Annotated in this window: 3 protein-coding genes; all 3 read right to left on the reverse strand. The window is 54.0% G+C overall.

Features of this window, described 5'->3' with window-relative positions:
* Position 1: 1 nt before the first annotated feature.
* The 3 genes from ACFYU8_RS17385 to ACFYU8_RS17395 are packed head-to-tail and all read right to left on the reverse strand — an operon-like array spanning position 2 to position 22,293.
* A complete protein-coding gene (locus ACFYU8_RS17385) occupies positions 2-7,972 on the reverse strand; it encodes an SDR family NAD(P)-dependent oxidoreductase (protein WP_390301168.1) in 7,971 nt (2,656 codons plus the stop codon).
* Positions 7,953-17,684 (reverse strand): SDR family NAD(P)-dependent oxidoreductase, encoded by a 9,732-nt coding sequence (locus tag ACFYU8_RS17390; RefSeq protein ID WP_390301165.1) that lies wholly within the window; start codon positions 17,682-17,684, stop codon positions 7,953-7,955. The genes ACFYU8_RS17385 and ACFYU8_RS17390 overlap by 20 nt, the downstream gene beginning before the upstream one ends.
* A gap of 49 nt (positions 17,685-17,733) precedes the next feature.
* Positions 17,734-22,293, reverse strand: a complete 4,560-nt coding sequence (locus tag ACFYU8_RS17395; protein WP_390301162.1) for an SDR family NAD(P)-dependent oxidoreductase — start codon at positions 22,291-22,293, stop codon at positions 17,734-17,736.

The raw sequence follows: 22,293 nt of genomic DNA on the forward strand, positions 1-22,293 counted from the left end.
CTTACACCTCGATATCGAAAAAGTACTGCATAGCCTCGCTTTTGGACATTTCGCCGCGCGAAACTCTCTCCAAGATCTCGCGCAGCTGGGTTTCCCCGCTTCCGTGGACGGAGGCTTCACCATCATCCGTTCCATAATCGAATGCGTAATGGGGAAGATTCACTGTTCCCGCTGGAGGGTGATGCCTTAGACTTTCCAAATCTACGGATCTTCCTTGAACCCATTGAAGGGCAATCCGGAACAGCTCTCCAGCATGGTCCTGCCGTTGCGTGTTTACCGCATGTACAGATTTGCCCAGCCTGCAATTTGGCGAGATGAACATATCCGGGTCACGCACCTCTTCCCCTGCTCTCAACGCTTCCAGCTTCAGTCGCAGATCATCAACAGAACGATAAATGATAGCCAAACGGTATTCCAAATCGTGGTTAATCCGAATGAGCGAGTCCGAAAGCGCTTCTGCCGGCAGATTGCGTTCCTTTCTTAGCAGTCGTAGCATACGATCCGTATAGCTTCGTAGGCTATATTCGGTTTTGGCCGACCAAACGGCCAGATACTCTGACGGCGGGTCAATAGCCGCATCCGCCCCAGTTTCTGTCCGGATGCGCGGACCGATATACTCTTCAACTATAAGTACGGCATATGAACCGCCAGCACCGAACGAATTGATCATACTCCTGCGTGGGAGCGGGTTCCCATTTGACGGGTCAACCTTCTGCTCCCAGGGCTCGAATTTCTCCTGCAAGTAAAAAGGCGTGCCTTCCAGTTTAAGATTCGGATTGCGCACGTCAGCATGAATCGATGGAACGAGCATGCGGTATTTCAATTGCAGCAGCACTTTACTGAGCTGCGAGATGCCGGAAGCCGCTTCAAGATGCCCGATGTTGGATTTGACCGAGCCGATAGCACAATATTGCTGCTTGCCGGTAAATCGCGAGAAAGCACTGCGTAAAGCCGCGACCTCGATGGAATCGCCCAGCGGCGAACCGTTAGCCGCGCACTCGACGTAGTTGATCGATTCGGGATCGACCCCCGAACGCTTGATTGCCGATTCTATGAGCTGTGCCTGCTGCTTCGGATCGGGGACGCTATATTTTTGCCGGCCGCCGCCATGATTAACGCCGCTGTACGTGATGACCCCGAGGATCCGGTCTCCGTCACGTTCAGCCAGCGAAAGCGGTTTGAGCAGCACTGCCCCGACGCCTTCTCCAGGAACATAACCGTCACCGTCGCCGAACGATTTGCTCTTACCGCCGGTCGCGAGAAAATTGACCTGCTCCAGCGCCTCGTATTTGGACACGTCAAGCGTCAGGTTGACTCCGCCGGCAACAGCCATGGAACACCCGTTTTGCCTTAGGCTTTCGCAAGCGAGATGTATCGCGGTAAGCGAACTGCTGCAGGCGGTATTGACCGTTAAGCTAGGACCTGTCAGGTTGAAAAAATGCGATGTCCGGTTTGCGATCTGCCAATCGGTCCGATTCGAATGAAGCGCCGCCTGCTCCAACGACGGCATCTGCCAGCCATATTGGCTGTACATCGTTCCGGCAAACACGCCGATACCGGCCTGCTCCCGGTTCTGCCAATGCTGTATCGCCGATTTGGAATAACCTGCGCTCTCGAGCGTTTCCCAGACCGTCTCGAGGAAGAGCCGTGCTTCCGGTGGAAGATCCCGGGCTTCTTCGGCATCCATTTCGAACAACCGATGGTCGAAGCGATCGACCGCATCTAAAAACCCGCCGTAATACGGGGCCTTCTGCTCGGTTTCCTTGACCGACGACCCCCGAAACAACGTTCGGCACCATCGGTCAGCAGGCGCTTCCGTGATGCAGTTCTCTCCCGAACTAAGCCGCTCCCACAGCTCCTCCAATTGATTGGCTTTCGGGTATCTGCCCGCTGCCCCGATTATGGCGATACCTTCCTGCTTCAAGGCATTCGAATTCACATCCTGCTGTTGCGTATCGACAAACGCTTCACGGACAGAGACCGGGCTGGAGGGCGGCGTTACGGAAATATGCGGGGCTGGAGGCTGCTCCTTAACATCCGCCTGCCATGATTTTCGAATCCGTTCCGCATAATGATCGGCCAAATAAGCAGCTGCCTCACGAACAGTGTTATGTTCAAAAAGGAGCGTTTTGGGCAACTCTCCGGTCAGCTTCTCCAGCTCGCGGATCAGATCCAGCTGCATGATGGAATCCATGCCGTATTTATCGAATGCCGTATCGGGGTGAATATCGTCCGGAGGTATCCCGATAATACCGGCCAGCTCCTGTTTTACCCATACCGTTAATTCGTCCCGGAGCACCGTGCCATGATGATGAGCTTTAGGTTTTCTTGGACGGGCAGGACGGTTCACCAAACGGATGTAGGCCCTTAACCGTTCCGGATCGCCATGCATGAAAAGCAGTTGATCCCGGTCGGTGCCAAATGCCCGGTACAAAGCCTGCATACCGTTCATTGCCTTCATGGGAGCCATACCGATCCTGTCTCTTAGGCTCTGCTCCGTTTCGCGGGTAACTTGCATACCGCCATCCTGCCATAATGGCCAGTTAATGGAGAGCATTCTGCCTTTACGGCCGCCGGCGGATGATTGACCGTTTCGATATGCAGCGTAGGCATCCATAAAGCCGTTCGCCGCAGCGTAATCGGCTTGTCCGTAATTGCCGAGCACAGCCGCTGCAGCGGAGAATACAAGCACCCAGTCGACTTCCAGCTCCCGGGTTGCGTCATCCAAATGGACAACTCCCTTTACCTTCGCACCCATAACATCAGCAACCTGAGTCTTGGTTTTATGAACAAGAAGACTGTCTCTCAGCAAGCCTGCGGCATGAATGATTCCGTTCAGCCGACCGTACTTGGACCTGACGGCTTGGATGACGGCAACGGTCTGCTCCTTATCGGATACGTCCATCTGCATGTACACCGCTTGTGCGCCTAACCTTCCTAAAGCGGCAAGCTTCTCGTGGATCTCTGCACCGGCCGGCGTTCTTCCGGAAAGCACAAGCGTCGGAGAGGCGACTTTCCCTGCGATCTCCTGGGCAAGTGCGTAGCCCAGCCCGCCGGCACCGCCTGTAATGAAATAAACGCCCTCATGCTTCCACGGAATGTCCGCCGCCGAAGGCATCTCCTCTCGTTCAACCCAATGCTGAACCTGTCGAACGCCCTTGCGATAACGAATCATAAAGTCTTCCGGGCAGCTCTTGTTCTCGAAAAGCTTCCGAATTAAGTCCTCCGCTCGAACATTTTGTTCCAGCTCGATGTACTGCCCGATGAAACTGGAATACTCTAGACATGCCGTCCGAAGCAATCCGGTCAGACCCCGGAACAGCCAATCGCTTTCCGAACTGAACGAAGCAATCTGAATCAGCGACTCCTGGTTAACGCCTTCCGAATGGATGGATTTGAGTTCTTCCATCATTTGAACGGCGTAAGTCTCGTAACGCTCCGTTAATTCCGCTGCACGGCCGGCGCTAAGCGTCACATATCGGGTCATGCGGCCGGCTTCCGATTGTACGAAGTTGACGATCGATTCATTCGGTTCGCATAGGAAGACGATATGCCGCGATGCCGTTTCGGAGTCGTCTTCACGGACGGCCTCCTTTTCTACCCATACCGGCTCCCACAAGAGTGTTTCATTTCCTTGTTCGGCTGCTACGTCTTCCAATTTGGGCTCCCGGAATGCTAGACCAATAAGCCGTGCACAAACGTTCCCTTGTTCATCGCACAAATCAATGTCGGCCTGCCGGATCCGTTCATCGAACGGCGCATTCGCGCTCCGCCTTATATGGGCCCACATGTCCGATGTACAGCTCTTATAAACACGAAGCTCCTTAAGTGCAAAAGGAATGACCGGTTTAATTCGGTCAAGAACGCGACTTCTGTCCGCGAGGTCCGCCGTGGCTACGACGCCCGCCGCTTGAAGCGCTGCATCCAGCATGCCGGGATGAAGTCCGTAATGACGGGCCGTTTCCCGGGCGGCTGCCGGCAGCCGAAGCTTGGCCAGCGCTTGTTCCTCGCCGATATATAGGTGTTCGATGCATTGGAAGGTCGGACCGTAATGCATGCCTATCTGCCTGAAAGCCGTATAACACTGCTGTGCATCCAGCATCGCTAAGCCGCACTTCTGCTGGATTGCGTCTAGGGTAACATTCTCCGCACGAGAAAACGGTACGACCGCTGCTTTGCCTTGGTGGCAGCGTACCGCTTCGTCCTTGTCGGCAGCTGCTGTGGCGTATATCTCATAGTCAATGGTACCGTTATCTCCGGTTTTCATATGAATTTCAAGCTCCGAATGCGGACCGTCCACGCTATAGGGCCGGGTCCAGAACAGATCCTTCAGCCTGATTTCATAGTCTCCGCCGCTTGATCCAAATGCCAACCCGACAGCAGCTCGGGCCATCTCCAGAAAGGCTACACCCGGTAATAACGATCGTCCCATAATGACGTGATCCGCCAGAAAAAACTCGCGGCCGGTGAACGTGGAGCGAAAGCCTGTTCCTTCAACCGCCGGTATTTTACGGTGAAGCAGCGGATGTAGGCCGGCGCCCTCCGACGGTTTTGTCCGGACAGCTGGCCTTGCGGCGGATTCAGGCACCCAATAACGTTCCCGCGCAAACGGATAAACAGGAAGCGCCAACCTGATGAAACGGCCATCCGCAAATAAACGGTCGAATGACATCTCATAGCCTTGCGTATACAGCTCCAAAATCGACGCAATCCGTTCCAAAAAGTTCATTCGCTCGGTTTCCCGCGCACACGCATCCATACAGGCATAGCCATAATGATCGCTCGGGAGCTCCTCTAGAGGCAACTCGGCTCCGGGATCGGATTGAAACAGGTCTACGGCTTGCCCGTTCTCCAGCCATGCGGTCAACCGCTCCGCCAATTGTCCGGCGTTCTGCACGATGCAGGCGAGCCTGTGCGGAAAGTGCTTTCTGCCCAGAAGAAGCGTAAAGCTTACATGTCCAAGATCGACATCCGGTTCGCCTTTGACGTACGCCAGCATTTGTTCCGCTTGCCTGCGCAGTTGTCCGGCTGTCCGAGCCGACAGTGCGATGAGATAGGCGGGCTTGTGCGTACGCGGCGGCGCCGTATCCGGAGCTTCCTCGATTACCATATGGGCGTTCGTTCCGCTAAATCCGAATGCGCTGATGGCGGCTCGTCGTTTCCCCCCTGCCTCAACCTCCCAATTCTTCAGCGATGTATTGATGTAAAATGGACTATCAGATGCCTCTATGTTTCCATTTATCGATTGAAAATGCAGCGAAGGTGGCAACTTCTGATGCTTCATGGCCAGCAAAATTTTCAGCAAGCCCGCAATTCCTGCTGCCGCTGTCGTATGTCCGATATTCGTTTTAATCGAACCCAACGCGCAATATCCGGTTTTGCTCGTATGCTGACGGAATGCCCGGCTGAGCGCTTGGTACTCGATCGGATCGCCCAACCGGGTTCCGGTCCCATGCGCCTCGACCAATTGGATGTCCGCCGGGTTAAGACCGAATGAATCATACACCTGACGCAGCAGCATTTCCTGAGATCTCGCGCTTGGTGCCGTTATCCCATTTGTTGTCCCATCTTGATTCGTGGCACTACCGCGGATGACGCCATAGATGGAATCGCCGTCTTTCAGCGCATCCTGCAGCCGTTTCAACACGACGACACCTACACCCTCGCCCGGAACGAATCCGTTGGCACGGTCGTCGAATGTATAGCATCGCCCATCTGCGGAGAGCATTCCAGCCCGGGTTGCGCTAATATAGAAGCCTGGCGTAGGCTGAAGAAACACCCCTCCGGCAATGGCGGCCTCGGTCTCGCGGCTCCACAAGCTCTGACAAGCCAAATGGATGGCCACGAGCGAGCTGGAGCACGCAGTATCTACCGTTACTGCAGGCCCCTGCAGATTGAGATAATACGATAGACGTGCGGGAATAACGGAACCTGCGTTACCCCACATCGCTTGTGCCGGAGGCCGACCCTCGATCAGCTCGGCGTAATAATTCATATTAAATCCGGCATAAATCCCGCAAGCTCGTCCATCCATTCCCTTTCCGGCATAACCGGCATGCTCCATTGCCTTCCAGGCCTCTTCCAGAAAAAGCCTTTGCTGCGGGTCCATATAGGCAGCTTCCGTCGGGGAGATGTTAAAAAATAACGGGTCAAAAAGATCGAATCCTTCGATGAAGCTGCCGAAATTGCAGAAAGAATCGTTCTCCATATAAGAAGACAAGTCCCAACGCGTCACCTTCTCAACGAGGTCGTCGCCATTTTCCAAGTGCTCCCACAATTCCTCGAGTGTATCCGATTTGGCAAATTTACCGCTCATGCCGATGATGGCAATCGGCTCTTTATAAAAGGCCTCTCCCAACTGGTCCGTATCATCGGAGGAAACGGTTTTCTTCTCTTGCTGCACGGGCAGCTTTCGATGGCCTGCCTCCTTATCAGAGGACATGGAAGGTACGTTGCCATCTGTTCCTGCCCATTGAGCCGTAATAACCGGACCGAACGCACTCCACAAATAATCAGTCAATTTCCGGATCGAGCTGTAATCGAACAAAATCGTCGTGGGTAAGGCGGTCCCAAAGACGTTGTTGATCTGCTTAACGAATTGAACCCCAGTAATGGAATCCAAGCCGTAATCTGAGAACGATTCATCCGTATCGATGCGCTGTTTGTCGAGCTTTAGCGATACGGACAAGTTGTCCATTAATATACTCCGGATGCGCCGTTTAACTTGTCCTTCGTCCATTGCATCATGTACAGAGACAGAGTCTTTTCCCGTCTTCTTCACCGTGATGGAAGAAGAACCGGCCGCTGCCTCCATCTCTGCAGCATCAGCTTCGCTGATTCGCGCTTGGCGAACGATACCGTCGCTTTGGGCAATAATGATCTGCTGCCCCAGCGCATGAGCTTCCTTAACGGGGAACAACACGTGCTGAAAGCCTTCTTGACTCAGAACCCTTCTCCAGGTTTCCGGGTAAAGGCCTGGACAGCCCGGGATCCGAATCATATGATCCTCATATAGCCACCACCCTTGCAGCAGCCCGAATGTCAGATGGGCAAACAGCGAATTGCCGCTGATCTCATTGATGAGCAGCAGACCGTTTTTTTTCAGCAGCGTCTTGGCGTTTCTGAGGGTTGACCGAATATTGGCTGTCGCGTGAAGCACATTTGACGCAAGCACAAGATCGTAGACGCCTGTTTGAATTTGCTGCTCGGCGCAAGGCTTCTCGACATGATAGAGCTGGCAGGTCAAGTATGGCGCCTTCGTTCCAAAGACGGCTTCGGCATGCCGAAGAAATCCTTGCGAAATGTCCGTATACTTATATTCCGCTATCCGGTCCTGATACGGCGTCAGCTTACGGATCACCATGGCGCTCGTCCCGCCTGTGCCCGCACCGATTTCCAGCAATCGAAACCGCGCATGCGGATTTTGTTTCAAACTTGCTTCGATATAGGCAACAACCGCATTAGCCATTCCCTCATTAAAGTAATCTGCAATCTCATTGTCTTTATAAATACCCTCAACCAATTCCATGGAAGAGTTAGGAAAAAGGACATCTGTAGCTGGCAGCTTGCCTGTTAAGATGTCCGGGAGCCGATGAAGCACCGCATCAAGCAAGGGGACCCTCGCGCGCAAGCTCGAATCTTCCAGCCAGGCCTGTTTGCGGTTATTCCACTCGCTCCATGCAGTTTCCAGCCCGGTGCTTCGATCGTTAGCAAAATAAGCCGTATCCTTCATCCTCAGCCAGCCGTGTTCTGTCAGAACGGCCAGGGTGTGCTCAAACCAGCGCTCATATTTACCGTCTATTCCTGCTGCTGCCATTGATGCGGACGTAATAGAACCGGCTTCCGCAAATTCCCCCATGGTTCGAAGCTGCTGCCATAGCAGCCGGCATAGCAGTTCTTCCATTTCCTTCATACAGAAGCCTCCATCTCCGATTTTTTCCGAATCCGGTTGTTTATCCGATCTGCTCCGCAAGGAAGTCCTCCAATTGTCCAAGCGTTGCCTGTTGAAGGAGCGTATCGCTTGTCATAGCAAGCTTATAGTGATCGGAGATCCACCGGGAAAATTCAGCCAGCTTAACAGGGTCGAATCCATACTCATAGAATGGGATGTCCGCTTCGATTTCTTCCGCTTGCACATTTAATATGCTCGCTGCCGCCCGTAGCAGGGAATTTCCAAGCCGGTCCGCAGACTCTCCCTCTCTAAGCAAGTCCGAAGCTTCAGCCTTCGGTACCGCGGGCAAACGAAGATGATTGACGATATGCTCGAAAGACAGGCTGTCCTCTTCCGGATAAGCTTCCAGCTCATCGGCCATCGGCTGGCCAAACGTTTCATTACCTGCCGCTGTTTTCATCAGGGCAAGCTGATCGAAAGGTCCGGCAAGCAGCGATTCCAGCACGTCCATCGCCTCACCCGGTTCAATGGAGACAATGCCTGCTTGCGCCATTCTCCGGCGGTAATGCTCTGACGACACAGCGCCCGTGCTGCCCCAATAGCCCCAGTTCATGATCTTCACGGCACATGACCACTCCGTCGCCAGACGCTGCGCGAACGCATCCTTGAATGTGCAGCCTGCCGCATAGTTGCTCTGCCCCTCCTGCTTCAGAAACGCGTTCATTGATGAGAAGAACAGGACAAAGTCCAGCTTTTCATGGCTGAATATTTGCGCCATTCGTACGCTCACGTCTGTTTTCGGGCGCAATCCCGCAGCGAACCGCTCCTCTTCCATGTTCCCCAGGCTTTGATCCAGCAGTACGATGGCTGAGTGGACCAGACCGTGGATGCGTCCGTATCTGTTTATTATTTCCTCATACGCCCGCTCCAGCGCCTTCCCGTCAGTCGCATCTGCTTGGATATAGCGTGGAGCCGGTCCAAGCTCCGCCAACCGATCGATCTTGGCCTGTATGTCGGTATCCTTCCCCCGTCTCCCGATCCAAACGATGTTCGCCTGATAACGTCGAATCATATATTCGCTCCACACTTCTCCGATGCCGCCCGTACCGCCGATGACTACATAGACGCCACCCTTCTTGTATACGGTACCTGCAGTCTTAGTCATGCGCACCGGCATCAGTCTCTGCCGGTACCATTCCCCGAACCGGTACGCCCAGCCATCGCCCCGCGCATCCGGCGGGAGTGCGAACAGTTCCTCGAGCGGCCAGCCGTTATCCGTCTCCATGTCCGCAAGACAAACGGACCAGTTCGGATATTCCTTGGCCATTGAGCCGATTAGCCCGTGGAGGCTTGCATGGGCAGGCTTAATCGCTTCGCCGCGGTAAACCCGGGCGGTTCGAACCGTGATGATGCTCCACCGTAACGGCTTCATGCCATATCCAAGGGCCAACAAGGCTTTTAGGGTCCGAAACAGGAACAGTACCCCTTCACGCTGCGCCTCCAACATGGCCTCCGATTGCGCTGTCTCTATCGAATCATCCGGAGCAATCCAGATCAAATGCCCGATCGGACCGGACAACTCCAGCTTCCGTGCCAATTCCGCCGTGCTATCTCCCGCATGTAGCTGCACATCCGATGCATCCTCCACATGCCGCCTGATCTCCGCGACCCTTGCGGCCGTACCGCCAATAATAACTGTGCGGCCATACGGCTTCCGATCAGCCGCGTTTCGTACTGTCGGTGGTGCAGAGTCCCACACCGGCACGAGCAATCCGTTATGTGCAAGCGGAGATCTAAATTCCTCAACGGAAATAACCTTTGCCTTCTCATCAGGCTCAAGAACGGGCTCGGAAGTATGTCGTTCTAAAGAGCGGAACGCCCCTGATTCATCCGTAGACGATACTGACGGCAGCCAGTAACGCTCCTGTGCGAACGGATAGGTGGGCAGACTGACCCTCTCCGGCTTATCGCTTTCTTCATATAGACTGCTCCAGTCGATATCCAACCCTTTTACCCATAGATCCAGGAGCTTCGCGTATTTACCTTTGGCCATCCAGGCCCCGACCGCTTTCATCATATCTTCGTCCACCGCAATGAGCGCAACGGTTTCCCGGTTCTGTTTTACCGATCCTCTGTACAAATCCGGAATTCCTAGCTGCCCATCCACATATTGGATAAGCTTTGCCCGCAGCTCCTCGATCGTTCTTACGACGATGGCCATACGCTCTTCCATCGCCTCCCGGCCTACCTGGAGTGTGTAAGACATGTTAATCAGGAAAGAATCGTCATTTTCAAGGTCTTTATTAACCGCCTGCAGCAGATGCCGAGCCTGTTCTTTTAATTGGTCTTCACTTCTGGCGGAGAGCACGATCATGCATTCTCGCTGAGCTTTTGGCGCATGCACGGCACGCTTACGATCCGGAATATACTCAGCAACGATGAGATGAGCGTTCGCACCGCCGGCTCCGAATGAGGAAAGGCCGGCCATTCTCGGCTGCTCCTCGATTTCCCCGTCAAGCACCATCACCGGACGCTCCCACTCCCCTAGCTCCCGCTGAACCTGAAACGGCGTAGTAGCAAAATCGATAAATGGGTTGGGCGTGTCGGCATGCAGCGACGGTACCAGCTTCCGGTGCTTGAGCTGCAGCAGCACCTTGGTCAGGCCCGCTATGCCTGCGGCACTTTCGCAGTGACCGATATTCGATTTAACGGAACCGATCGCACAATATTGCTTGTCCTCCGTATAAGCTTCAAACGCTTTAGAAAGCCCGGCAATTTCAATCGGATCCCCAAGAGATGTGCCCGTACCATGGGCCTCTACATAGCTGATTGACCTCGCGTCTATACCCGACTCCTTCAACGCGCGCGCAATTGCGGAAGCCTGCGCATTCGGATTCGGAACATAATAACCGTTCGTTCTCCCGCCGTGATTAATAGTTGTCCCCTTAATGACGCCATAAATCTGGTCACCGTCGGCGACGGCCTTCGCAAGCGGCTTCAACAAGACGGCTCCAACGCCTTCCCCGGGGACATAGCCGTCTCCGCCGTCTCCGAAACTTTCGCACCGGCCTTTGGTGGACAGGAAATTGCCTTGGCCAAGCAACAGATATTTGTTCGGATGCAGCGAGACGTTTACGCCGCCAGCAATGGCTGCATCGCACTCTCCCCTTTGCAGGCTGTGGCATGCAAAATGGATGGCCGTCAGCGAGGATGAGCACATCGTATCAACAGCAACGCTCGGACCGTTAAAATTACAAACATACGATACCCGATTTGCAATCGACGCCGGACTTCCGCTCAGCGCGACCGGATTACCGTTCATCGTCTCCCGAACTCCGTAAAGCTGGTACTCCTCGTACATGACGCCTGCGAATACCCCTACACTGGAACCGGCACCGTCCCCTTTTCTTCCGGCAAGACTGTCCCGGGTGTAGCCAGCATCCTCGATTGTTTCATAGACACACTGCAAAAAAAGCCGCTCCTGAGGATCCATAAGCTCGGCTTCACGCGGCGAAATATTAAAAAACAACGGGTCAAACTGATCGACGCCCTCCAGAAACCCGCCCCACTTGCCATTTGTTTTGCCGGTCGTTCCTTTGGCAGGGTGGAAATAAGGGGTATGATCCCACCGTTCCTTCGGAATTTCTGTCACGCAATCGACGCCCCCTTGCAGCAGCTCCCAAAACTCATCCATATTTCGCGCACCCGGATATCTGCCAGCGACACCGATTATCGCGATATCAAGGGGGGCGCTTCCGGGAAGGCTGCGCTGCTTAGGGGCGGCATCCTCGCTTTCCTTCTCTGTTAAAAGTACCGTTTGCCGCGCGGCAGAATGTTCCGGCATACGCGCATCTTCCTCCAGCACCTTCGGCTGAGGACGATCGCTGAATAATTGCGCACAACGTGATTCGTGCCGCTGTATGAAAAACTTCGCCAAGTCACGCAGATTTTGATATTCAAAAAACAGCGTTTTCGGCAAGGAGCCGAACAGACGCTCGAGCTGTCCCGTCAATTGCATGACGATAATGGAATCCAGCCCGAACGTCATCATGTGCGCATCCGCTTCCACCCGATGCAGAGGCAGCCGGATGACGGAGGAAACGATCTCCCTCACTTTTAGGAGGACACGTTCTTCCACTTCGCTCGAAAGGGTGTCCATTGCCGATTCGTACTGCTGCACGTCATCCGACGATACTTGGATATCCCCTGTCAGGGCTTGCTCCAATCGATCAGCGCTTCCGGCCGCGACGATCACGTTCGGCGAACCGATTGACATCGCTTGATCGAAGGCCCGGATTCCGGCATTGGTGGACATCGGAATCAATCCGATCGCCTTTGCGAGCTCACGCTCCGCATGTTCGCCTGCCCGCATGCCGCCTTCTTGCCATAACGGCCAGTTAATGGAACAAGTATGGCCTTTTCTTTGGCCCTCCGCGGCAAGTCTGCTGCGGAAAGCGGCATATGCGTCCATAAACGCGTTCGCCGTGCTATAGTCCGCCTGCCCGGGATTGCCGAGCCAAGCAACCACAGATGAAAACAAGACGAATACATCCAAAGGGATATGCTTCGTTGCTTGATCCAGGTGGACGAGCCCCGAAACCTTAGGAGCCAATACCGCATTCCATTCGTCCTTGCTTTTGTGAAGTAAATAATTATCCGCATGCACGCCGGCGCTGTGAAGGACCCCGTTCAATCCGCCGTATTCCGTCTCAATAGCGTGAACCAGCCGCTTTACTTCCTCCATCCGTGTCATATCGGCTTGCTTGTATACAATGTCGACGTTTCCCGAAACTGAATTTTTGATCTCGTACAGCTTATATGGATCGTACTGTGCTCGGCCGGTCAGAATGATCGTCGCTCCGCGTACGGCTCGGGCGATTTCCTTCGCAAAAATGATACCCAAGCCACCTGCTCCGCCCGTAATGAGATAAACGCCATCGTCCTTCCATAACCGGGAGTTCGTTCCCTCTCCAGGAGCCCGCCTCTTGAGTGTCATCACCATACGACGGGAACCTTGATAGCCGATATGCGTATCCTCGGGATGATCGAGATTATCGCGAAGCTTTTGCACGATTGCGCACTCTGTATCGTCTTGCGATATTTCGATCAGTTGCCCTGACATATGCGGGTTTTCCAGACGCATCGTTTTTAGCAGCCCGCGCAGTCCCGCTAGCAGCTCGCGTCCGCTACCGGGGGTATAAACGATCTGTATGACGCCTCTCCCTGTTACTTGGCGCAGTAAGCGCTGGGTCTCTTCGAAGATCCGCTGCGCGAAGCGGCTGAATCTCTGCTCCATGACAGCCTCTTCAGCCGTCAGCACCAAGCAACGGACGCCGGGAAACGCGCTTTCCACCGATGCTTGCAGCATGGGAGCGGGCTCGCACAGGATCACGGTATGCTCGGTTACCGGCGAATTCGCAATTCCAGGCTGCGGAGCTTTGTCACTCCATTCCGGAACCATAAAGAGGACATCCTCTTGCCTGGTACCCGCCTCCATCGCTCTGGCGCAATATCCCTTCATTCGCACGCAAATATTCCCTTGCTCGTCCAGCAGATCGATGTCAAGACTTGGAAGCTGATTGTGCCGACCGCTGCCACTGCTGAAGCGGGCGAAAGCCCACATAACAGGCAGACATTCATTCAGCAGCTCCATCTCCTGCAGCGCAAAAGGAAGCGGCGGAGAGGTACCTGGTTGGTAGCCGGCTTCCGTATCGAGTCCGAGCAGCAGGCATGAAGCGGCCTGCAGCGCGCCGTCCAGCAAGCTCGGGTGCAGCGCAAAACTCTGCACAGACGCAGCTAAGGATTCGGGAAGCACCAGCTTCGCAAGCGCCTTGCCTTGTCCGGTGAGCAGAATGTCCATGACCTGATGAGCAGGACCATAATTGACACCGATCCTATTAAATGTCTCGTAGCATTCCATCCGGCTGATCGAACGTGCAGCACATTCCTTCAGCAGCCGATCGATCGGAATGCGCGGCTGCTCACCCGGCTCCTCCAGGCATACGGATCCTTCACTGCATAAGACGGTTTCGGCTTCTGCCGGACCGTATACCCGAAAAGCAATATCGCCGTCGGGTGACGGTGTCAGCGTAATTTCGGCCGAAACGGCTTCAGCCCCTGCCGTGATGGGCTTAGCCCATATCACATTTTTGAGCCGGATCTTCTTCCCGCTGTATTCCCCATCGCTTACGGCCGACTGAATGGCCGCCCTTGCCATCTCTAAATATGCAGCTCCCGGCAGCACCCGCTGCCCGTGCACCACATGGTCTTCCAAGAAAAACTCTTTGCCGGTAAAGATCGACTTAAACCGTTGTTCGGCAAACGTAGAGACATTCCGATGCAGCAACGGATGAAAAGCCTCCGAAGATTGCAAAGCTTCCTGTGCCCCTGCACGCGGACTGCTCTCGCCCTCGTTTACCCAATACCGCTCATCGGCAAAGGGGTAGGTCGGAAGAGACACTCTGTTATAACTGCACCCCTCGAACAATTGTTCATAGTTCAAGGAATAGCCTTGGCTGTATAAGTCTGCCACGGCAGTCAGACTCTCGATAAACTTGGCATCTTGGTCGGCCGCTGCGCAAATGGCTATACATTCATTGCCATATTGTTTCAGGCCTGGCTTCTCCCGTTGCTCTTTCGTAAGGGCATCAGATCCATAGATACCCGGACCTTCCCCATTCATCAGCCAAGTTTCAAGCCGGAGAAGAAGCTCCTCCGTATCCCTGACCAAGAAGGCGAGCCGGTCGGCAAAATGTCTCCGTCCGAGAAGAAGCGTTAAGCTCATATCCCCGATGAATATACTGCCGTTCTCCCTCCTGCAAAACGCAGCGAGCCGTTCCGCTTGCCTGCGCAGCTGCTCACCTGTCCGGGCGGACAGTACAATCAAGTAGAGAGGACGACGACGCTTACCTCGTCCGATATGCGGCGGCGCCTCCTCAATGACCGCATGGGCGTTCGTGCCGCTGAAGCCAAACGAGCTGACAGCAGCGCGGCGCGGCGTGCCGGACTCCGTCTCCCAAGCCCGAATGGACTTGTTGATGAAAAACGGACTGCCTTCCAGGCGGATATTCGAATTGATGCGCTCTGCGTGCAGCGACGGCGGTAGCTGCTTATGCTTCAAAGCAAGCAATATTTTCATAACGCCGGCTACTCCGGCAGCGCCGACCGAATGGCCGATATTCGTTTTGATTGAACCAAGAGCGCAATAATGCTCCTTATCCGTATAATGCCGGAACGCACGCGTTAAGGCCTGGAACTCGATCGGATCGCCCAGTCTTGTTCCCGTTCCATGCGCCTCCATCATTTGGATCCCCTGCGGATCGAGCTGGAAGCGGTCATACACTTGGCGCTCCAGTCGTTCCTGGGATTTGGCGCTTGGCGCTGTAATGCCGTTGGTCGTCCCATCCTGATTAATTCCGGAGCCCCGGATGACACCATAAATATGGTCGCCGTCTGCCAATGCGTCCTTAAGCCGCTTCAGCATCACGACACCAACCCCTTCGCCGGGTACAAAGCCGTCCGCCCGTTCATCGAACGTATAGCAGCGGCCGCTCGGCGAGAGCATGCCGGCTCGAATGGCGTTTTCATAAAATCGAGTCGTCGCTTGCACGAAAACACCGCCTGCCAATGCCATTTCGACCTCATTGGACATAAGCGCTTGGCAAGCCAAATGAATAGCCGTCAGCGAGCTGGAGCAGGCCGTGTCAATCGTAACCGCTGGCCCCTGCAAATTAAGAAAGTACGCGATACGGGATGGGATTACGGATAGGGCGTTCCCCCAAAACGATTGAGCCGGTGGATGATTGCCGAATAATTCATTGTAATCGCTTCCGCAGCATCCGACATAGACCCCGCATTGCCGGCTTGAAGCTGCCGATCCCGCGTAGCCCGCATCCTCAAGCGTCTTCCACGCTTCTTCGAGAAACAGCCTTTGCTGGGGATCCATATACGATGCTTCGAGTCCCGAAATATTGAAGAACATCGGATCAAACCGGTCGATCTGGTCCAAAAAGCTGCCGTCGCGGCAAGCATCCGAACCGCTCCAGGCCAAATGGGAAGAAATATCCCAGCGGGTGATCGGGCCCACCAAATCATGGCCGCTTGCGATATGCTGCCACAGCTCGTCCGTCGTTTCCGAGCCGGCAAACCGTCCGCTCATCCCGATAATCGCAATGCCCTCCGCCGTCATCGGGTCACGAGCAATCTCCTTTTCTTGCTCCGCAGTATCGATTACGACGCTGCCGGCTGCAGCAGTAGCTGCTTCTGCTTTTGGTTCAAGCACATCTTTTTGTATAAAAACGTCCATATAAGTCGACTGGATATATGCAGTCAATTCGTTCACGGAGGAGTAGTCGAACAGACTCGTTGTTTCCAGCTCCACCTTTAGCGCCTCGTTCAATATACGCACCAGATGAATGCCAAGGATGGAGTCAACGCCGTAATCGGCAAACGATTCATCGTCTTGGATAATCTCGGCACTCACCTTCAACGATTCGGCCAGCTTCTCTCGAATAACCGCTCGAATCGTTTCCGATATCGCGTGTCGGTCGATGTCCTGAACGTTCGCCGCTTCTACCTTGGCAGGCGGCGCTGGGTAACCATGCTGCGTTTCGATCCGATCCAAGCGTTCCGAAGACGAAGCCCGGGATCTCGCAGGCTCTGCAACACCGGCAGAGGCCGGACGTTTTTCAAGCTGTCGAACGATGCCGTCGCTCTCTGCAATGACAATTTGCTGCCCCCATTCATGTCTGCCTTCAGCAGGGAAAAATACGTGCCGAAAGCCCTCCTCCTCCAGCACCCGCTTCCATGTCTCGGGGTACAAGCCGGGACAGCCGGGTATTCGGAGCTCTGCATCCTCATACCTCCACCAGCCATCCAGAAATCCGAAGGTAAGATGGGAGAACAGGAAGTTGTCATTTAATTCATTGAGAAGAAGCAGCCCATTCTTTTTAAGCGCGGCCTTGGCATTGCGCAGCGTTTGCCTGATCTGCTTTGTAGCATGAAGAACATTCGTCGCAATCACCAGCTCATAAGCTCCCGGCTCTATGCGCTGCTCCGCTAGAGGTTTCTCCAGATCGAATATTTGACAGGCCAAATACGGATTGTCAGACCGGTATTCTTTCTCGGCGTGCATAAAAAAAGCACGGGACAGATCCGTGTAGCAGTACTCCTCAATATTCGCCTGGTGCGGTTTCAGCTTGCGAAAAACCATCGCGCTCGTTCCGCCCGTGCCGGCGCCGATCTCTAAAATCCGGATGCGTACCGATGCGTCCTGACGCTTTCGTTCTTGTACATAATCGACCACGAGGTCAGCGATCACTTCATTGAAGTAATCCGCAGCCAGATTGTTCTTGTAAATCCCCTCCGTCAGCGCCATGGAGGCTTGAGGGAATATAACGTCGGTTGCAGGAATTTTGCCCGTAATGATCTCCGGCAGCGCCTTAAGCGCGGCTTCGACCAAGATGACCTGCGATTTAAGATTCGGGTCGGCGAGCCACTCCATTTTCTGTCGGTCCCATTCTGCCCAGATGGGCTCGATATGGACAAGCGATGGATCGTAAACATCGATATTGCCGCCGTTAACCTCGAGATAACCGTGCCGCGTAAGTGCGGCGACACTTTCTTCCAGCCATCTATCGTATATCCCGCGCAAGCCGGCAGCTGCTTTTAGCGCATCCAGTGTCGTATTTCGTTCCCTAAACATGCCAATAGATTGCAGTTGACCCCAGAGCAACCGGCAAAGAAGCGGATCGTTCCACTTCATTTGCAGACTTCCAACCTTAAATCCGGACATTAGCAGGCCATCCTTTCTTTTATTATGCATCGCCTTCTGATATTGGGTATCAGCACTTGTCAGCGCCGATTCCGATTGCCTCGCGCACACATGAACCGATCTGACGCAGCGATGCTTGAGCAGACAGCTCTGACGGCTGCAAATCGATATGATACTGCTGGTTTACGGACACGAGCATTTCGTTGAGAACGACCGCATCGATCCCGTATTCCTCCAGCCGAGTATCCACACAAATTTCACCGAAATCCACTTGAAGCCATTCAGCGGCTAAACTGGATATATACGTCAGCACAGGATCGGCTGTCTCATCGGCCGATACTGAAGAAGCTGCGACAGGATACTGCTGCTCCGATGCACTGCGCCTCTTTCGCTCTATTATCAGCCGTTGGATATTGGACGAGAGCTGTTCCGGATAGTTTGCAATCCATTCATCATGCTTCATATCAATTAGCGGATAAGGCTTTGTTGTTTTGATTAGCATCATTTGGTCAAACGGCCCGGCAAGGAGCGTCTCCAGTGCGTCCATCGCTTCTTCCGGCTCGATGGAGCCAACCCCTGCTTGTGCCATGCGCTTTCGGTAATGTTCCGAGGAAACGATGCCTGTGCCTCCCCAGTAGCCCCAGTTTATGACCTTCACTTTGCATGGCCATTCCATCGCCAGACGCTGTGCGAATGCATCTTTGAAGGTGCACCCTGCCGCGTAATTGCTCTGACCTCCGGGTTTTGCAAAAGAGTTCATGGAAGAGAAGAACAGGACGAAATCCAATTGTTCCCTTCCAAATACCTGTACGATCCTTACGCTCACGTCCACCTTTGCCGTCAATCCCGCTGCGAACCGTTCCTCCGACATATTCGCCAAACTTTGATCCAAAAGCACAATTGCCGAGTGTATGACGCCATGGATCCGTCCGTAGCTGGATTTTATACTCTCGTACGCCAGTTCCAGCGCCTTCCCGTCCTTTGCGTCTGCTTGGATGTAGCACGGAGACGGCCCCAGTTTTGACAACCGATCGATCTTCTCCTGAATACCGGCGTCAATCTCCCGTCGGCCAATCCAGACGATATTCGCCTGATACCGGCGAATCATATATTCGCTCCATGCTTCTCCGATTCCGCCGGTTCCACCGATTACCGCATAGACCCCTCCCATCCGGTATGCTGTACCTTCAGGTTTGGGGATCCGCGCCGGGATCATTTTCTGCCGGTACCACTTCCTGGACCGGTATGCCCATACGTCGCCCCGCTCATCAGGCGGCAATGCGATCAACTCTTCGATCGGCCAAGCATCTTCCCGCTCCAAATCGGCAAAGCTAACCGACCAGTTCGGATATTCCTTGGCCATCGAGCCGATTAGCCCATGCAGGCTTGCATGGGCCGGCCGAATCGTTTCCTGCTGGAATACCTGCACCGTTTGGAATGTGATGACGCTCCACTTTAACGGCTTTGCGCCATATCCAAGCATAAGCAGCACTTTGATGATCCGAAACAGGAAAAGCACGCCTTCATGCTGCGCCGCAAGCATCGCATCCGATTCCGCTGACTCTATCGAATCGTCAGGCGCAATCCAAACAAAATGGCCGATCTCGCCGTACTGCTCCAGCTTTCGTGCCAATACTTCCAGGTCATCCTCCACCTGTAGCTGTACATCCTGCGCATTCGGAATAACCCGCCATATCTTGTCACGGCTCGCTGCCGAACCTCCGGCTATTACGGTTCGTATGTTCGGAGCATCCGTTTTACGTGCAGCCGGTGTGATCGGGTCCCATAGCGGCACCATTAATCCCGCATATACCTTTGACGCCGCCGGTTTTGCAGGATCTGAGACGCCGCCGGCGAACCCGCCCTCCAGCGGCCTTAGGACGAAGCCCTTGATGCTCACACAGACGCTGCCGTCCTCATCGCATACATCAATACGGAGACGTTTAGCCATTTTGCTGTCTCCCGCTTCTTCCTGGCTTACAATCGCCCAAGCAGCAGAAGCGCACGGACGTATAATTTCGAGCTCCCGCAGCGTAAAAGGCAGCAAAGGCTTGCCGCTTTCACCAACGGTCGTTTCTCCGGCATTTGAATAACTGTAAACCGCCGTCTGCAGAGCGGCGTCCATCAAGCTCGGATGAAGAACAAAGTGATTTCGTGTATCGAAAATGGGTTCCGGCAGCAACAGCTTAGCGGCAATAAAGCCGTCCATTTGATATAGTTGCTCAATTCCTTGATGAGCCGGACCATAATGAAGACCCATCCCCCCCATACGTTCATAACAGACGAGCGATGGGACGGGGGTTCGCCCGGAGTTTAAGAAATCTGGAATTTGCAGTTTCCTGGAAGCCGGATCAGCCGAACGAAACGAGACATGACCTTCGCAATGAAGAACACGATCTTGCTCTGATTCACCAGATACGCTGTACACTTGAAAGCTGCAGCTATCGTCATTTTGAACCGAAAGCGACACATGAACCTCAACGGAGCTATCCGTCACAATAACAGGCTGCGACCACACCACCCGATTTAGCACGATACGCTTACGCTCGCCTAACCATTTCCTGCCGGCCTGTTCAGCCGCCTCGCGGACCATTTCCAAGTAAACGACACCCGGCAATACACGCTTCCCGGCGACGATATGATGAGCGAGAAAAAATTCCTCTCCTGTGAAAACCGAACTGTAGCGAACCCCGGCAAAGTCTGATGTGTTCCGATGCAGTACAGGATGAAGCTCACCTACACCTCCGCTGCCTGACGTCGGCACAAAGGCGGATTCCGGAGTACTGCCTGTAATCCAGTATCGGTCTTTGGTAAAAGCATAGGCAGGCAGTCGAAGTCTGTTCAGGTCCATTCCTTCAAAGAGTGCCAATGCATCGAAGTCATAGCCCTTTACGTACAGCTCTGCCAAAGCCGATATTTTCTCCCGATACTTTTGCGTATCATTCACACATTCGCGGAGCTCCCGGATCAGTAGGCCAGCCAGCTCTTGAAAAAGCGCAGTTTTGGTCTTTTCTATTTTTGAAGCTTCCTGCTTCAAAAATTGCTGTGCTTCTTCCCGGTCGGACAACAGCTCCTTTAAACGACCTTTAAGCTCTTCCACGCTTTGAGCCGCGATAGCGGTACGAATGCCAAAATGCTGCTTGCGCAGTAGCAAGGCGGCACTTAGGTCCGCGGCTTCACACTCGCTTCCTTCGCTGTCCAACCATGCGACTAACGTCTCTAGCGATAGAAGAAGCGATTTTTCAGACTTTGCGGAAAAACAAAATAGATGGCACGGCAATCCATGCTGCGCCATCTCGCGAGACGGCCTCTGCGGCGCTTCCTCGATCAGCACATGCCCATTCGTCCCTCCGAAGCCAAACGAGCTTACGCCGGCTCTTCTCGGAAGCGACTGTTGATTATGATCCAGAAGCGGCTCCCATTCCCGCGGTTGGTCCACCATATAGAAAGGAGTCCCGGCTAATTCAACCCGATGGTTCAACGTTTTGAAATTTTGTAATCCGGGGAGTGTTCGGTGCTTCATGGAAAGCAGCACTTTAATCACGCCCGCGATGCCTGCGGCGGATTCGGCATGCCCGATATTTGTTTTGGCTGAACCGATGCCGCAATAACGATGACTAAGCGGCTTATCCATCTCTGCTTCGAGTTTTTGAAACGCAAGCGTAAGGCCCTGAAACTCAATCGGATCGCCTTTAGGCGTTCCGGTGCCGTGTGCCTCCATATAATTCACCTGATCCGGCGTTAGACCCGCTTTGCTGAACGCCTCCTCGATGACTTCAGCCTGCGCCTGTGCATTCGGATAAGTTAAGGTGTGTGTCTTGCCGACATGATTCACAGCGCTTCCTTTAATGACGCCATAGATTAAATCGCCGTCCTTTTCCGCCTGTGCCAAGGGCTTAAGCAAAATAAGACCGGCGCCTTCACTGCGGACATAGCCATCCGCGTTATCATCAAACGTTTTACAGGAGCCCGTAGGTGACAGCATGCCTGTTCTGGAAAATGAAATATGGCGGGTCGGAGTCAGGATCAGACTGACGCCACCCGCCAAAGCCATGCTGCATTCACCGGTCTGCAGCGATTGGACCGCTAAATGAATCGCTTGCAGCGAACTTGAGCATGAGCTGTCCAATGAAAGGCTGGGCCCTCTCAGATTCATAAAATGAGATATTCGATTCGCGATAACAGCAGCTGCGGTTCCCGTCGAATAATGAGCTTCAATAAGGCTGGAGGGCCTTTCCTGCAGTTCCTTGTAATCCAAGTTGAACACGCCGATATAGACCCCTGTCTTGCTACCCGATAACGCTGACGGGACGATCCCGGCATCTTCAAGACATGACCAGGAAAGCTCAAGCATCATCCGCTGCTGCGGGTCCATCACCTCCGCCTCTCTGGCCGATATGCCGAAGAACGCGGCATCAAAAGCGTCTACATCGTCAATAAAGCCGCCCCATTTGCTGTTGGTCTTCGCATATTCAACTTTCGGATCTCCCCAATAGTCTCTCCAGTCCCACCGCTCCTTGGGAATTTCCCGGATGGATGAACGGCCCTCTATCAGATTGGACCAGTATTCATGATAATTCCGCGCCCCAGGTAGTCTGCAGGACATCCCGATGATTGCTATATCAACCAT

Origin of the sequence: Brevibacillus sp. NPDC003359, assembly GCF_042878995.1 — a bacterium.
Classification (GTDB): Bacteria; Bacillota; Bacilli; order Brevibacillales; family Brevibacillaceae; genus Brevibacillus.

What these genes read in the sequence shown, in the direction of transcription:
- ACFYU8_RS17390 (WP_390301165.1), bottom strand. Translation starts at nt 17,684, where the DNA reads ATGTCCGGATTTAAGGTTGGAAGTCTGCAAATGAAGTGGAACGATCCG.
- ACFYU8_RS17395 (WP_390301162.1), bottom strand. Translation starts at nt 22,293, where the DNA reads ATGGTTGATATAGCAATCATCGGGATGTCCTGCAGACTACCTGGGGCG.